This is a genomic window from Streptomyces sp. NPDC096176 (assembly GCF_044763255.1).
Lineage (GTDB): Bacteria > Actinomycetota > Actinomycetes > Streptomycetales > Streptomycetaceae > Streptomyces.
The window spans coordinates 89,859-104,911 of the sequence record NZ_JBIWFV010000009.1 but is presented as its reverse complement, the minus strand read 5'-3'; the positions used below and the strand labels follow the sequence as shown (position 1 = coordinate 104,911).

Below are 15,053 nucleotides of genomic sequence, written 5' to 3'. Positions count from 1 at the left end.
GCAGGAGCCTTCCAGGCCGGTCGGCGGTGCTTGTGCGTGCAGTTCACGGGTCAGTGAAGGGCGGCCTGGAGACCTTCAGGGTAGGACGGAGTCCCAGCGCGACGGCTCCCCGGAGCCCGGCTTGGCACAGGGGCTGTCTAGCATCAGGGCAGCCAGTGGGATGAAGCGGGGGCGGAGCGACACGTGCGGTTCGAAGTGATCAACTACGGAAATCTCGACAGATGGCGTGGGAACGCCGACGCACTGCTGGTCCGTGACAGGTGGGACGACTACGGCTACCGCACCACCTTCAACCTGTTCCTGATGGAGGACGGCGCGGCCCATGAGATCGGCACCGTGAAGATCGGTCACATCTCCATGGGGCCAGACGGGGATCTGACGGTTCCCCTACCGGACCGGTTCACCGCACTGGACCACCGCTTCTTCTCACTCGGCCAGGACGACAGTTACTACGAGCGGCTCCAGGAGGCCTCCGCCTCCACCAGCGAGGGTGTGCTCGTCGCGCTGCGGGACATGGCCTTCAACGAAGACATCCTGCGCACGGCCCCGGCGGACGTCACCCGCACGTCGCTGCTGCGTGGCATCAAACTGGCCACCGTCCGCGGACAATGGCGCCGCATCGCTCATGGCGGCGTTCGCAGGGCCTCCTTCGACATCGCCTACGAGCCGCCCACCCTCCCCGGCACCGAGCCGGTGCTGCTGCAGTTCCGGGTCCAGCCCGCTTCCCAGCCCCCCACCAACGTGCACGCTCTGACCGGCCGCAACGGTGTGGGAAAGTCTTTCCTCCTGTCTCACCTGGCCCGGGCCGTCGCTGCGTCGGATCCCCAGCCCGGCCTCGGCCGTGTCATCGAATACGGCCGTGACGGCCGCTCGTTCGCCAACCTCGTCACCGTCTCGTTCAGTGCTTTCGACGAGTTCCCCCTGGTCGAGGGCGACGACATGTTTACGGCGTCCTACGTGGGCCTGCGTGTCAACAACGCCCGCTCGCCCCGGTTCAAGACACCCACCGCCCTGCGCCGGGATTTCCGCGACAGTTTTGACGCCTGCATGACCCGCGAACGCTCCCTCCGATGGATCGAGGCCCTGCAGACGCTCAACTACTCCGGCAGCGGCTTCCTGGAGGAAGGATGGCTGGAGGACTTCCAGCGCGCCACCAGCCCACGCAGCCGTGCCCGCAAGGCGCGGACTCTGTTCCGCGGGCTTAGCTCCGGGCACAAGATCGTCCTGCTCACGATGACCCGGCTGGTCGAGCACGTCGACGAACGCACTCTGGTGATCATCGATGAACCCGAGGCCCACCTCCACCCGCCGCTGCTCGCCGCGTTTATGCGGGCTTTGTCGGACCTGCTGGCCCAGCGCAACGGCCTCGCCATCGTCGCTACACACTCTCCCGTCGTCCTTCAGGAGATTCCAGCGCATTGTGTGTGGATCCTGCGCCGCCACGGCCGGCATCTCGGGGCCGCCAGACCCCGCATCCAGACCTACGGCGAGAACGTCGGCATGCTCACCCACGAGGTCTTCGGCCTTGAGGTTGGAGAAGCAGGCTTCCTGCAGGAACTGCGCCGCCTGACCGGGCAGGGCTACACCTACGACGACGTACTCGCCCACTTCGGGGACCGGCTGGGGAGCGAGGCGCGGCTCGTCCTGAGCGCCTTGCTCAGCACAGGAGACGGCACGGCCGATGCACCGGGGGGAACCGACTGATGCGCCGCATGGACCTGCCCGCATTCGATGTGCGCACCACCTACACCACTTGCATCAGCATCGCCCGGCCCGCGGCCAAGTCACGCCTGAAGACTTTTGAGGAAGCCGTCGTTGAGGCCGGCGAGGAGTACGAGACGGCAGCGAAGAACCACACCCTGCATGACCTTGCCGACATGGCAGCGCGCCCCGGTGACGCCACGGACCGCAAGCAGCTCCGCAAGGTCTATACCGACCGCATGGCTAAGAAGGGCACCCCTGGCTACGAGATCTACAACGCCATCAAGAACGCGGCCGAGGACCTCTGCCCGCTGTGCGGCATCGGCAAGGTCGAGACCCTCGACCACCAGCTCCCCAAGGTCGATTACCCGCTGCTCGCGGTGGTCCCGGCCAACCTCGTGCCCGCCTGCCGCGACTGCAACACCGGAAAGGCGGACGCATCACCGGCAGCCGCCCAGGCCCAGGCCCTGCACCCCTACTTCGACGAGTTCTCCCGCACCGCCTGGCTTGCCGCACGTCTCGTCATGAAGACCGCGACCAAGCCGATGACGGCGCAATTCTTCGTCGACGCGCCCACTGCATGGGACCCGGCGTTCGTCGCCCGACTGCAGGCCCACCTCGACTTGTTCAACCTCAGCGAGCGGTACGCCCTCCAGGTCGGCAGCCACCTCTCCTCGCTCTCCTTCATGTTCGCCGCCCTGCCTGGCGACGGAGTCGGCCGCCTGCTTGCATCGCAGGCCGAGGCGTGGACGCACACCAACCCCAACAGCTGGGAGAGCGCGTTCTACCGGGCACTGGCCGCCGACTCCTGGTACGTCAACGGCGGCTGGCGCCAGGCCGCCGGGCCACAGCCCCCTGCCGTCGCACCCGAAGAGCTCCATACGGACCACTTCACGGGTCAACTCCCCGGATAGGACAGGCCGCACGAGTGGAAGGCGCCTGTGCGCCTTTCCGCCCGCTCCGAAGCCCATCACCTGGAAGCCCCTTGCCCGACGATAATGGAGTGGGACGGTGGGGGGAGCCTCCCGCCGGGGAGGGGAGAGCCGGTGGGGGACTACGACCACGCAGCCGTGATCACGTATGCACGGGAACGGTTGAGCGCGTTGGGCGTGAGCGCAGAAGGCGGAAACCTCGCCAACGCCGCCGCGGTCGGTATTACCCAGTTCGTCTGGCGCAACGGGCCCATCGAAGACGCTCACGCGGGAGCGAGGGGACGGCGCAACAAGCTGCATGATGGTGTCATGTTCGCCCGCAACACCTGGGTCTACCACCAGGCCCTCGAGGCGGTGAACAGCCCCAAGCAGTATGCGCTGCTGCGGTTCGAGAAGCGCATCCTCGACCGCGAGCTCGTCTGGCCCGGTACGTCAGGCACGCTGACGCAGTTCGGATACGGCGCGCTCGGCGAAATCAAGAAACACGCCAAGAAGTCCACCGACTACCTGATGTACCTGCAGAAGACGTTCCCTCGCGAGGAGTTCCTCCTCCTGGCCGCCTTCCAGGGTTTCGGTGCCTCCGACCACTTCGGGATGCCCGCCTGGGAGCCACGGGTACGCGCTGCCATGGACCGACTTCACGGACGAGATCCCGGCTTCGTAGAACGCCTTGGGACCGACTACAAGATCGACTTCTCCGAGATCCTGAAACAGGCGCCTGCCGTCGTTCATGACGATCTGCCCGAGGTGGAACGAGCGCTCCTGCACGCACCGTACGAACTGGGAGCGGAAGCGCTGGACTGGTTTGCTTGGAACCCCGTGCTCGACCCGGACGTCTGAGGCCCCCGGATCAGCCCAGTGGGCCGCTCCGCTGCAGCCGCATCATAGGGACAAACGAACCACGGCCCGTCGGCCGCCGCGGTCGGCACACGCTAAAGACTGTTGAGTGGGAATGGCTATTCCAGGGAGGTGATGAGGGGCGCCCACAGAGGGTGAGCATTGGCCGGGACGACAAGGTGCGCGGTGTGGCGGGCGCGGGTCATGACGACATAGAGCAGTCGTGAGCCGTTGGGAAAGGGTTCGCCTTCGGGGCCGTAGTACTCGTCATCGGCCAGCAGCAGGATGGTGATGTCGGCTTCACGCCCCTTGGTCTGGTGGAGGTTCATCACCTGCACCGGACGTGGGCGCGGCCGGGTGTCGCCCACTAGGGTCTCGTCGCGGGCGCGGTGGAGTTCTTCGGCCACCGCCGTGATGCTCTGGTCTTGCTTGAGCAGGCGCAGTGCGCGGCGGGTGGTGGGGGCGGCCTGGCGCCAGGCCTCCTGGCCGCGGAAGGTTCCAATGCGGGCGTAGGCACCGGTGACGATGTCGGCGAGGCGGTCGACGTCGGCGTTGGGGTCGACTCCCGCCGAGCGCAGATCCTGCGCGAGTGCCCGCAAGGCGCGCTCCAACGCAGGGTTGGACTTGTCCAGCATCTGCCGTGCGAGACGCGAAAGCCCGCGGCCACGCAGGCAAGCGGTGACAAACACAGCCAACGCCCGCCGGACCTGGGTGCGCTTCTGCCCGAGTGCATACTGGATGAGGGCGAGTTGGGCGGAGAGGGCTTCTGCGTGGGCCTCGGTGAAGCCGACCTGTTCGTGGACCAGGCCGGCCGCGGTGAGGGCGTCGGACAGGGAGGTGGTGGCGATGTTGGTGTGGGTGAAGATGCTGACGGTGTGCTTCTTCTGGCGAGCGGCGCGGGCGAGTTCGGTGACCTGCGCGTAGCCAGTGTCGTCGGTGATCCGCGTGACGGAGAGGCGTCCCTGCTGGGCGGCTGTGCGGAGGGCGGGGTCAGTGAAGCGGCGCTGGCGGGCGGCTTCCGCGGCGGCGGGCAGCACACCGGAGGGGTCACGGTAGCTGGCGGCCTGCAGGTCGATGCGGCGGGCGCCGGGCAGGGCCATGGCGTCGGCGATCCGGGCGGCGGGGTTCACGCCGGGTTTGAACGAGCCTTCGTAGATGCTCTGGTTGACGTCGCCCAGCAGGATGCGACGTGCTTCGGGGGCGATCTGCTGCAGGAAGGCCCACTCGGTGGCGTCGGTGTCCTGGAACTCGTCACAGATGACGAGGGTGTAGCGCCCGGCGTAGTGGTCGCGGACCTTGTTAAGGGCCAGCAGCTGGCATGCGGCCGGCATCAGCTGGTTGTACGTGAGTCCGGGAGGGGCCCCGGGCACGGTCTGGTTGGCTTGGCTGAGCACGCTCTGCGTAGGCGGATAACCGTGGTGCGCACCGAAGCCCGTGATGACCCTCCAGGCGAAGCCGTGGAAGGTCGACACCTCCAGTCGCGGCCGCAGCTCTCCGATGACGTTCGCGGCACGGTCGATGATCTGGGCGACGGCGGTACGCGAGAAGGAGAGAAACAACACCCGTGTAGCAGCGGGCAGTTGGGTGCGATGTCCTCGCCGGGCCGCTTCCTGCCGCAGCCGCAACAACTGTTCGTCCGCTGTTTCCAGGTGGGCGCGGGCGGCGGCGACCGCGGTCGTGGTCTTGCCCGTGCCGGCGCCGCCGCTGACCACCAGCACCGGCGCCACGCTCTCGATCACCGCGCGTTGGTCCTTGCGCGCCTGATAGGACATCAGGCGCCTGCCGGCCGGGACACGGTGGGCACATCGATCAGACCTTGCCCGCTGTAGGAGGGATCAGCGGCCAGTTCCAGGAGGGCCAGCGTCATGGAGATCACCGGCGGGTGTGGTGCGCTGGGCTCGGCGTAGAGGGCTTCCAGGAACTGCTCGTGCAAGCCCTGTTTGTGGATCACCTTGCACAGGTTGGTCACCGCACCCTCCGTGAGCTGGCCGCCCATGGGGTCGGGAATGCCGTACTCGGTGAGCGTGGCGCTGGCGTCGGCGAGCGACTTCAGCGGCAGGCCGTCGGCCATGGCTCGCTCGATGGCGCCGGGAGGCAGCCGGACCACCGCGTCGCATGCGGCCTGCATCTTGGCAAGCTCGTCGGTGGTCTGGGCGCTGTCCTTGTCGCGGTCGATCACCGCCAGAACGCGGAAGCCCAACTGGCGTGCCAGGTTGGCGACGCGGGGAATCTGGCCGATGCCCCCCTCACCTCCGGTGCCGGACGCGACCAGGCGCACCCCATGGGCGGACAGGGGGAGTGAGGAGGGCGGCTTGCGGCGGTCGACCATGCTCAGCACGGCCACGTCGTGCGGGCCCTCGGTGATGGCGACCGTGGGGGCAGTCAGCGCGGCCAGCAGCTGGGTGTGCCACTGCCGCATCGCGACCAGCGCTTTGCGGTCCATGATCCTGGTCAGCTGATGGTGGGAGCGGACGCCGCCGTGACGCACCAGCCGGATGACCTCGGTGGGCTCGAAGGCTCGGGCCGCCTCCGGCCGCCGGGTGGACAGCCACACTTGCCCGGAGCGGGCGCGCAGCAGGGCCGCCAGATGCTCGGTGGCCGGAGCGTCCAACTGGTCACCGAAGTCGTCGGCCAGCACCACGGCTCCGGGCACGGTGGCCAGCAGCATAGCCTCGGCCATCGACAACACCGCGCTGACCGTGCTGCCGTGCTGGGCCAGCCCGAGCATGCCTCCTGTGTCCAGATGCAGCGCCGCGCGCAGGGTCCGCAGCAGTGCGGCCACCGACCCGTCCTCGGTGCGGAAGCCGACCTGCTCCGCGGTGAGCGGGGCATCGCCGATACGTTCCCCTGTCCCGCCGACCGCGAGTACCGCGTTGATGGCTTCGGCCACGGCTGGACTGGCCGACAGCGCCGACACGGCCTCCGCGACAGCCTGGGCCAGCGCATCAAACGCCGCGGCACCGGCTTTGGCGTCCCGGTCGTCGAGGATGCGCCGCAAGCCGGCACCGGCACGCAACTGCAGGGGCTGGCCGGCATCGAGGGTGACCACCGGCAGCAGCCGCCGGGTGGCGGCCGGAACCCGGGAGTACTGGCCGAGCACCGGGTTGCTGCGGGCCGGGAAGTACACCACCGACTCCAGCGTCTCGGCTTCCTCGTCATAGCTCAGGCGATAGGCCAGCCGTGCGCACAGCGGAGCATCCGCAGACGCATCAGGATCCTCACTCGCGCACCCGGTGTCCTCCAGCGGCTCCAGGACCCCATCGAGCAACTGCTGCACATCGGGATCGAAATCGGTCAGCGTCACCTCGACCTGAGCGGCCTCCACACGCTGCAGCACCGCAGGGGGAGGCTGCCGTGGGGCGCCGCTGTCGCCCGACGCGTCCTCTCCTGCTGCACCGTCCGTGCCGACGACATCGGCGGCTGGGGCTTCGACGACTGCTTCTGCCTGCCCCTCGGCTGCGTCACCGACCGCTTCAGTCGGTTCAGAGTCAGCACCGTCGGGGATGACCGGCCGCTGATGCAGATCGGAAAGGGCGGCGCCACGCGCGGCATCCGGATCCAGAACCCGGGCAAGGGCGGTGATCAGGTCGGTGCGTCCGGCGCGGGGGACCCCCGCCACCAACACATGGCTGCTGGGACGCACATCAAGGTGTCCCCAGCCTCTGAAGCCTTCAATCAGCATCCGTGTTACACGCACACAGTCATCTTTAACACGGCATGTACCTGCAGTCTGCCGAATACATGGAATAACCCAGACACGAACGTGCTCCCTCAGCACGGGACTTGGATCTCTCGGGCGGCTGTGGGGTGCCCGGTAGCACCAGCCCGAGGCCCATGGGCGGCCGTTGTCAGTGACGGCTGTCAGGATCTGCTGCCATGGGCAAACGGCGAAGTGCTACTGAGGTGGCTGCAGTTCGGGCTCGGCTGAAGGCCGAGTTTGTGTCCAACCTGTCCAGCCCGGGTATGGCGCTGGAAGACATACCGCTGTCCTCCACGGACCGGTGCCAGTGGCGCTGCTCGGCGGAAGGATGCGGTCACCAGTGGCCCGCCCGGTTGCAGTTTCGGACCCGTGCCGTCAAACCCTCAGGGTGCCCTGCGTGCTGGAAGCGCCGCAACCGGGCTCCCGGCCTCGGAGAATCCCTGGCCGATCTGAATCCTGTTCTGGCACGGCAGTTTCGCCGCAACCTCAGCCGTCCCGACCGTGGCCCGGACACCCTGCGCCCGCAGTCTCATGACCTGTGCGAGTGGGAGTGCGCTCAAGGGCATTTCTGGCCGGCGAAGCTCGCCAACCGCACTAATGGGCGCGGGTGCCCGGACTGCACCGGCCATGGCCGCTCCCCGTTCGAATGTAACGTCGCCATGCTCGTCGAGGCCGCGTCCGGGCTCAGCGTGGAACTGGACCACCGCCTCCGCCTGCCCGGGCGTAGAGAGGACCGCTTCGACCTCTACCTGCCCCAGCCGGCCCCGGGCCTGCTCATCGACCTGGACCCGGAATGGACCCACGGCAGGCCAGGAAGCCTGGAGCGTGACTCCGCGAAGACGAAGGCAGCACTCGCCGCCGGACTCGACGTGGAACGCATCCGAAGCCGCGGGCTACCACCCGTCTCGGTGCCCGGCCTCGCCCACCATGAGGCCGGGCCAGGAGTGAACCCCCAAGACTGGGCGAAGGCGGTGGGCGTCGTGCTGCGACACCGCGGCCTTTCCTGGCGACAGCTCACACCGGCCGAGGTCACAGCGGCGCTCACGAAGGGTGCCCAGCTGTGGGAGAGGGCAGTGGCCGGCCCTGAGGTATCGGCAGTGGACGTGGCGCCCCACCTGGAGGAGGAGTTCGTAGCGAACCTCACCAACCCGGGCAAGACTCCTGATCGGATGCCGCCCGGCTGCAACGACGTGTGCCTGTGGCGGTGCCGGAAGCCGGACTGCGGCTACGAATGGAAGGCCGTACTGAACAGCCGTGCACTTGCCGGCCGCGGCTGTCGCCCGTGCGGTCACGCACGGGTAGGTGTGGCAAACAGCAGGCCGGGCCCCGGTGAATCACTCGCCGAAGTCAATCCGACGATGGCCGAAGAACTCATCGAGGTCGTCGACCACCCCGACTGGACCGCGTTCGACCTGCTCCCCACGTCGAACAAGACATGCCAGTGGAGGTGCCCCGCACCGCACTGCCGATTCGAGTACCCCGCCCCTCTAAGCCGCCGCACAGGCCAGTCGAGCGGATGTCCCCGATGCGCTCGCCGACGCACCGCTGCCGCCAGGGTCCGCCCCAAGCCTGGCCAATCCCTGCAGGACGTGCACCCGGCCATCGCCAGCGAGCTCGTCGAAGTAATCGACGAACCGAACCTGACCGCGAAGGAACTCAGGCCGAGCTCCACCAAACCGTGCCGCTGGGCCTGCTCGAAGCCTGGCTGTCCGGGACGGTGGAAAGCCACGCCCGATCAGCGCTCCCGCCGCGGCGGTACTGGCAAACGCTGCCCGGTGTGCCATCCACCGCGCAAAAGCCGCCCCCAGCCGTGATCCCGGTCGCTGGGCCGTCGGCCAGCCTCGCTCCTTCTCACCGGCCATGCCAGCCACGTCACCGCGTCACATTGTCGCTTGCCTCTGCTGGCCCGGCCGACGCGAACGGGCTGCGCGTGAGCCTCCACCAGCGCCTCTTGTACTGTCTTCGCCAGCGGTGCAGCCGGTCGGCCACCGAGATGGTGGCCGGATGACAAGGGCCTAATGTCGCCCGGTATCCGTCGAGAGCCCGATTCAGCACCCTGATGGCTGCTCTCATGTCGCGCTGGGACCAGTGCAAGAGGGCAAGCTCGACCTGGCTTACCAGGGTCGCCGGGTGCGTAGATCCCAGCAACCGGTTACGGACGGCGACTGTGTCCTCCTGTAACGCAACCGCATTGACAGACCGTGGGGCTGCCGCAGAGAGGCTTGCACGTTCACGTGCCAGCTTGCTGTCCTGGTAGGGGAAGTCCTCCTGTAGGACGGCGTAGGCATCCTTGCCTCGGTCATCGAGGAAGCAGGCCCTTGCCAGATCGCGCCGGGCAACGAGGGTCAGAGGATGGTCCCGGCCCAATAGCCGTTCGCTGGTGCCGATCAGCTGTTGCCAGTATGGGACTGCCGCACTCAGGGTGAGGTTCCGTCCGGCCCAGCGCAGGATGTAGTGGCCCTCGACCTGCCACAGCAGATCCCCCGCGCAGGCTTCGAGACTGTCGATGTTGGTGAGCAGCGCGGCTGTCGTCTCGTGGTCGCGCCAACGGGTACCTCTGGATAGTTCAGTCAGCGCGCCAGCGGCGGACCTCACTACCTCGGTCACAGCGGCCTCAGGGGTGCACTCACGTACCGCGCGTGCGGTCAGGGCGTGCAGGCGCACAGCGCGGGGCCCAGCCTGCGCGTGATCGATGAGTAGGCCGTAACGGTGCAGGAGCCGGAGTGCTGCCTGGGCCTGGGTGGGACCGACTGTACAGACAGCGTCATCGCCGGGCGCGCTGCGCTGGGAGCTCAGGTAACGGGTGACGGCGTCGCTGGACCACAGGGAACGCGGATGCCCGGCAGGGTCCAGGACAGAGGCCAGACGCATGACTGGAACAGCCAAGCCGACGGGCTCGCTCGCCTGCGCAACATCCAAAGAGAGCAGAAGGGCCGCCGCCACCTGCCGACCGTATCCCTCCGTGTCCGCGTCACGTGGCAGCAGGTCGTCCAGGCGCGCTGCACTGTCATTAAAACGGCGCAGATACTCCTCACACGGAGCATCCTCGTTGACCATGTAGGCGGCGGCGTGGGACAGCGCTAGCGGCAGGAAGCCCAGTGCCTCGGCCAGCACCGCGGCCCGCGCATCCAGGAGATGGGTCGCCTGCGCAGAGCTGAGCCGCTCCCGCAAATATGCCTCCGCCTCCTCTGCGGTGTAGGTGTTGATGTCCACCACAGCCCGGCCGCCGCCAGACAGGACCGCGTCATGACGGCGGGTCGTCGCCAAAACCCGGCCGCATCCGAAAACGGAGGACGGAGGCCACCACACCTGCATCGCCTCCGGGTCGGTGAGGTCGTCGAGAACGACCAGCCACGAGCGCCGGGTCGTCGCCAGCCACTGAAGGAACAGCCTGGCGTCCGACTCGGCGCTCTTCCCTAGAAGATGATCCGCAGCCGCTTGCACGGAATGCGCGGCGTGGGCATAGCGCGCGATTACCTGCTCGAGGTCACTGGCGTCGACCCACACCACCAGGTCGATGCCGTCCGCCAGGGCCTGGTGGGCGTAAGCGGAGGCGAGTTGGGTCTTGCCCACGCCTCCGCCGCCGGACAGAACCTGGGCCAGCACCACCGTGGCATGGCCGGCCCTCGCGCAGTCGATCCGATCCCGCACTGCAGAACGGTCCTGGAACGCGGACGCCAGCACCGGCACCGAGCCCAACCGGATGGGCCAGTCCAACCGGATGGGCCAGTCCAACGGCCTGTGCGGCGACGGAGCGGAGACCGTCACCTGGCTGATGCTGACATGGCCGCTGATGGCCACCGCATGGGCGGCCGAGGCGATTGCGTCGCCCGACCGTTCCACCCGCACCGTTTCGGAACCCGCCCAGGCCGGCGGACCCGAGCCCCGGTAGCCGCTCAGCGCGTCGCCGCCATCCGCAGCGAGGGCATCACCGCTCTTGCTGACCCTGACAGACGGCACCGATTCGTCTGCGTCGTCCTGGGTGCGGGACGAACGCCTCGACCAAGGCCGTCTCATCGGCCCTCCCACCGTCCATCCACAGTCATGGCGGTCCTATTCGGTGTAGTCGATGCCAGTGCCGGCACTGCTTCCCTGCCCGCGGGCGATCGCGTCCCCGCTCTGCTGAACCCGAGCCGCCCCGCCGCGGCCATGACGACGACGAATACCGGTGTGGGCCCTTCCGCCGCTGCTCGCCTCTGCCCGTCCCGTCCGCGCGGCGATATCCCGGGCTTCGGTGGTCGGCTGGAACCAAGCCCACAGCAAGGCGCCCACACCCGTGGCGGCCTGTACCGAAGCTCCCACCAATTGCCCGGTATCCGGCCCGTCGAACAGCCAGAAAGCCGGGGTCGAGACGATCACCAACGCGGCAGCAACCGTCACCGTGGCTCTCCGCCCATCTGACATGCTCTGCCCCTCCTCTCACCGCGAGCCACCACTGCCCAGCAACAGCACCAGGTATCCGGCACGCACGAGGTAATGACGGCCCATGCGTTCACGGCAGTTCCCATGTTCACCGACGAACAGGATGCCCTCGGGCACGATTGGGCCTGGACCGGGCACCAGCGAAAGGAGCGCCTCGCACTGGGACGCCTGGCGCATCGTGATTGCTCTGTCCCTCGGGTCCTGGGCCCATGGCACACCGTACGGAGAACCTCGACAGAGCATGCTCTTCACATCACCTGGGCTACCGGCTGCAGTAGACGGTGAAATCGCCGGCGGTGGTGTCCCGGACGTACTTGTCCGCGCCGGCAAGGAGGAGTAGCTGGTCGTTGGTGGCTTTGCTTGCCTGCAGGCCGGGCTGGGCGATGATCGTGTGGAAGCGGGGTATCAGCATGTGGGCCTGCTCGCGGATCGCGAACAGCTTCTTGGGGTCTCCGACGTCATAAGGCGAGATTCCGTTGTTGCGCTGGGCGTACTTCCCGGCACGGTCGTGCAGGTGGGCCAGGAGGTGCTGCATCGGTCCGCGCCGCCACTTGGCGCCGCGCATCGCCTGACCGCACACCTCATACAGGTCCTTCACCCGCTTGCCTGCGTTCTCCTTCGAGTACTTGCAGTGCACGAGCGTCACGTCCAGGTGCTTCCCGTCGGCCGTGAGACCGACGAGATCCGCTGCCTCTCCCGCCCCGTCGTCGTCGATGAGAACGTCGAAGGAACCGGTGGCCTGCAGGTGGGCCGACACGTAGTACTGGACCGAGTCGACGAGGCGCTCAGCGCACTGGGACTCTTTGGTGAAGTCCACTCCGGCCCAGTCCAACGGTGTCAGAAGACCTGGGTCGAAGGGACGGCGCTCGTAGCTGGGGTTGATGAGCTTGCCGTTGTCGTCGATGAGACGGTCACCCTCGAGAAACAGGTCGGGCTTGTTTGCGTTCAGCCATTCCTCCAGCGGTTTCGGCTGCGCGTTCGGGCCTCTCGAGGCAACGATGGCGTCCCGCTCAAGCGGACGGTAGATTAGCCCTTTGTCCTCGTAGGACGCCTGGTACGGCACACGCCAGTCCTTGGTCGTCAAGGAGAACAAGAACGGGCCCGCGGGGGAGTAGTCGTCCACCTCGAAGTCGACGTCGGTGAGTGGGTAGCTTCGCTGGTCGTAGGTGACAGTAAGCCTGTCGCGTGCGCCCGTGTAGACCTGCCAAGGCCATTGCACCCCCAGCAGGACGTGGGGCGGCCGCTCGGTCAGGTCCTGGGGGATGATGAACCCGTCGAAGACCTTCTCCAGGTTGATCGTGCTGTCGAGCAGCTTCGTGCCCTGCCGGTCGCACCAGTCGGTCCAAGCCTTCAGGCTCGGCGCGGTGGTGGGGGACCAGAACCGGCCGGAGGCCGCGGCACTGATCGCAACACTCTCACCGTGGTCGAAGCCGGACGCGGCGATATGGGTCTGGCTCTTGTGTTCCTGGGCGGTGTCGAACCCTTGCGAGACGTCGCTTCCCACGTGCATCGAGAAGCGAGTGAAATAGGCCCGAGAATCCTTCAGCCCGACGTTCGTGGGGACAAGCCGGTTCACGCCGGCAAGAACCCGGTATGTACGGGCACCGTTGATCAGCTCATAGCCCTCGCCGAGGACTGCGTCAGCGAGGTCCTTGTACACGCTCGACTTCTCCGAGCCGTGGATGTACAGCACCCGGCGCATGGTGTCGAAGTACAGCACGACCAACTCGTAGACGACCTGCTCCAGCTCCTGAGGCGCACCCCAGCGCACCGGCGTACGGCGCTCGACGACGAACCAGGCGACGGGGAAGTCCTCGCCGCCCAAGGCGATGGCATCGCCAAGGACGCATTCGTTGTCGCGGAACAAGGTGAGCGCTGCCTCTGGAGTCCACTCAGGGGTGGCCGCACGGTAGGCAATGGCGCTCATCTTCGGCTCCAGCACACTGACCGCGACTTCCTCCGGAGCCCCGTCGAACGTGTCGTCGAAGGCGTCGTTCTCCTCAGTGGTGACGGTCGGGCGGTCGGTAAGATCGCGCAGCAGCAGGTTCCAGTCGGCGTCCTCCCGAAGCAACTGGCGCAGCGGCGACGTGCCGTTGTGGGGCTCCTGGGCGACGAACACGGTGGCCTCGCCCAGCCCGTCCGCGGCACGAGTGAACCGGCCGATGAACTGAACCATCGGACTGAGACTCTTGCGCGCCGTGTGCATGGCAGCGATCTTCAGTGCAGGCTCATCGAAGCCCTCGCCGAGCATGTCGACACAGATGATGACGCGACACGTGCGATCCTTGAGCGCAGCCACGGCCGCCTTGCGACGGGCCACGCCAATGTCTTGGTGCACCACAGTGGGAGCGAACTCTGGGGCCAGTCGCCGGTAGATCTCTGCAATGTGTTCGGCGGAGCGAATGTTCCCAGCCCGGGCCATCAGCAGATGATCGAAACCCGCGCCCAGGTCGCCCCGCAGCTGCGCGACCGCGTGTGCGGCCAGCTCTTCGTCGACGTCCTGCAGCCCGAGAACGGCCCGGTAGGTGATGCGCCGGAAGTAGCCGTCCCGCTGGGCCTCACGCAACGGGAACCGGAAGACGATCCGTCCCGGAAGCCTGCGCCCGTCCTCCCTGAACGGCGTAGCCGTGAACAGCAGCACCTGCCGGTCGGAGAACTCGTCGATGACGCTTGCCCATGTTACGGCGGGAGCGTGATGGGCCTCGTCCACGATCAGATGCGAGAACGACCCCAGCAGCGCGGCCCTCACCTGCGGCGTGGATCGGTTCAGGATGTTGGGGGTGGTTACGACGACATTGCATGCCCGAGCGAACCGCTCCGCCTCGGCCGGATCCTTGAAACCACGCTCGAGCCGGCCCACGCACGGCCGCAGCGCGCCGGCGGCCACGATCTGCTCCTGCTGCAGGATGCCGAGCGTCTCGAACTTCCCCGCGATCTGATCCCGCAGGGCCGCACTGGGCACCAGAACCAGCAGCCGCTCAGGCCGGGCGGCGACGAGCAGAGCGAGCATCGTCTCCGTCTTGCCCGTCCCGGTAGGCATCACCACGATGCCCGGTTCCCCCAGTCCCGACGCCCAGTGCCCCATGACCGCATGGAGCGCACCGACCTGCGGGCGACGCAAACTGTACGGCTCGTCATGGTGGCGGAACCCGATGGCACCCCTGTAGGACTCCACGACCGTCCCCGGGGCATGTGCCTGCAGGCTCCCGTGCCAGGCAACGTCGCCATTTCCCGCTGGCAGTACCGCTGTCAGCGTCTCCGTCTCCTGCCCGGCATGACAGGCCGGCCAGCAGCCAAAGACGCTCGACACCTGCAACGTTCCGTCCTGCTCGAAAACCTCAAGATCACCGGCAGGCACCAGCAGTTGACGGACCTTGTTCGACTCGAATCTACGATCGTCGGCCCACACCGGGGGAGTTGTCACGTTCATGGGCAAAGCCTTCTGCTACGGGAACGGAGGA

9 protein-coding genes and 1 pseudogene are annotated in these 15,053 nt (G+C 67.4%); 5 read left to right on the top strand and 5 right to left on the bottom strand.

All coding sequences use genetic code 11. The annotated features are described in order from the left end of the window. The first annotated feature begins 183 nt into the window (after positions 1–183). From ACIQ7Q_RS24735 to ACIQ7Q_RS24725, 3 genes are all read left to right on the top strand, one after another. Positions 184–1,704 carry an AAA family ATPase gene (locus ACIQ7Q_RS24735; RefSeq protein ID WP_403866077.1) on the top strand — a complete coding sequence of 507 codons (1,521 nt, stop codon included), beginning with the start codon at positions 184–186 and terminating at the stop codon, positions 1,702–1,704. Next, positions 1,704–2,615 carry an HNH endonuclease gene (locus tag ACIQ7Q_RS24730; RefSeq protein WP_403866074.1) on the top strand — a complete coding sequence of 304 codons (912 nt, stop codon included), beginning with the start codon at positions 1,704–1,706 and terminating at the stop codon, positions 2,613–2,615. Before ACIQ7Q_RS24735 ends, ACIQ7Q_RS24730 begins: the two co-directional genes overlap by 1 nt. 132 nt (positions 2,616–2,747) lie before the next feature. After that, the gene (locus ACIQ7Q_RS24725; RefSeq protein WP_403866071.1) at positions 2,748–3,473 is read left to right on the top strand and encodes a hypothetical protein; all 726 of its coding nucleotides are present in this window, start codon (positions 2,748–2,750) and stop codon (positions 3,471–3,473) included. A 116-nt stretch (positions 3,474–3,589) separates the two neighbouring features. Here ACIQ7Q_RS24725 and ACIQ7Q_RS24720 read toward each other — a convergent pair whose 3' ends face one another. Both ACIQ7Q_RS24720 and ACIQ7Q_RS24715 read right to left on the bottom strand, forming a co-directional pair. Continuing rightward, a complete protein-coding gene (locus ACIQ7Q_RS24720) occupies positions 3,590–5,242 on the bottom strand; it encodes a UvrD-helicase domain-containing protein (RefSeq protein WP_403866068.1) in 1,653 nt (550 codons plus the stop codon). Beyond that, entirely contained in the window at positions 5,242–7,248 is a 2,007-nt protein-coding gene (locus ACIQ7Q_RS24715; protein WP_403866065.1) for a hypothetical protein, read from the bottom strand. Before ACIQ7Q_RS24715 ends, ACIQ7Q_RS24720 begins: the two co-directional genes overlap by 1 nt. A 98-nt stretch (positions 7,249–7,346) precedes the next feature. Here ACIQ7Q_RS24715 and ACIQ7Q_RS24710 point away from each other — a divergent pair. Continuing rightward, positions 7,347–7,778: pseudogene (locus ACIQ7Q_RS24710) on the top strand (zinc-ribbon domain-containing protein); the annotation flags it as partial. A 51-nt stretch (positions 7,779–7,829) separates the two neighbouring features. Beyond that, complete coding sequence (locus ACIQ7Q_RS24705) at positions 7,830–8,984, top strand: zinc-ribbon domain-containing protein (protein WP_403866507.1); 1,155 nt, start codon at positions 7,830–7,832, stop codon at positions 8,982–8,984. A 58-nt stretch (positions 8,985–9,042) separates the two neighbouring features. On the opposite strand, the gene ACIQ7Q_RS24700 is transcribed toward ACIQ7Q_RS24705, so the two are convergent. From ACIQ7Q_RS24700 to ACIQ7Q_RS24690, 3 genes are all read right to left on the bottom strand, one after another. Beyond that, positions 9,043–11,130, bottom strand: a complete 2,088-nt coding sequence (locus tag ACIQ7Q_RS24700; RefSeq protein ID WP_403866063.1) for a tetratricopeptide repeat protein — start codon at positions 11,128–11,130, stop codon at positions 9,043–9,045. Positions 11,131–11,223: 93 nt separating this feature from the next. Further along, positions 11,224–11,550: a hypothetical protein gene (locus ACIQ7Q_RS24695; RefSeq protein WP_403866061.1), complete on the bottom strand. Its 327-nt coding sequence runs from the start codon at positions 11,548–11,550 to the stop codon at positions 11,224–11,226. A 304-nt stretch (positions 11,551–11,854) separates the two neighbouring features. Next, the gene (locus tag ACIQ7Q_RS24690) at positions 11,855–15,022 is read right to left on the bottom strand and encodes a DEAD/DEAH box helicase (protein ID WP_403866059.1); all 3,168 of its coding nucleotides are present in this window, start codon (positions 15,020–15,022) and stop codon (positions 11,855–11,857) included. Positions 15,023–15,053: the final 31 nt, after the last annotated feature.

Bases quoted from the DNA above. Each gene is read 5' to 3' on its own strand.
- ACIQ7Q_RS24730 (WP_403866074.1), top strand. From the start codon at position 1,704: ATGCGCCGCATGGACCTGCCCGCATTCGATGTGCGCACCACCTACACC.
- ACIQ7Q_RS24720 (WP_403866068.1), bottom strand. From the start codon at position 5,242: ATGTCCTATCAGGCGCGCAAGGACCAACGCGCGGTGATCGAGAGCGTG.
- ACIQ7Q_RS24705 (WP_403866507.1), top strand. From the start codon at position 7,830: ATGCTCGTCGAGGCCGCGTCCGGGCTCAGCGTGGAACTGGACCACCGC.
- ACIQ7Q_RS24690 (WP_403866059.1), bottom strand. From the start codon at position 15,022: ATGAACGTGACAACTCCCCCGGTGTGGGCCGACGATCGTAGATTCGAG.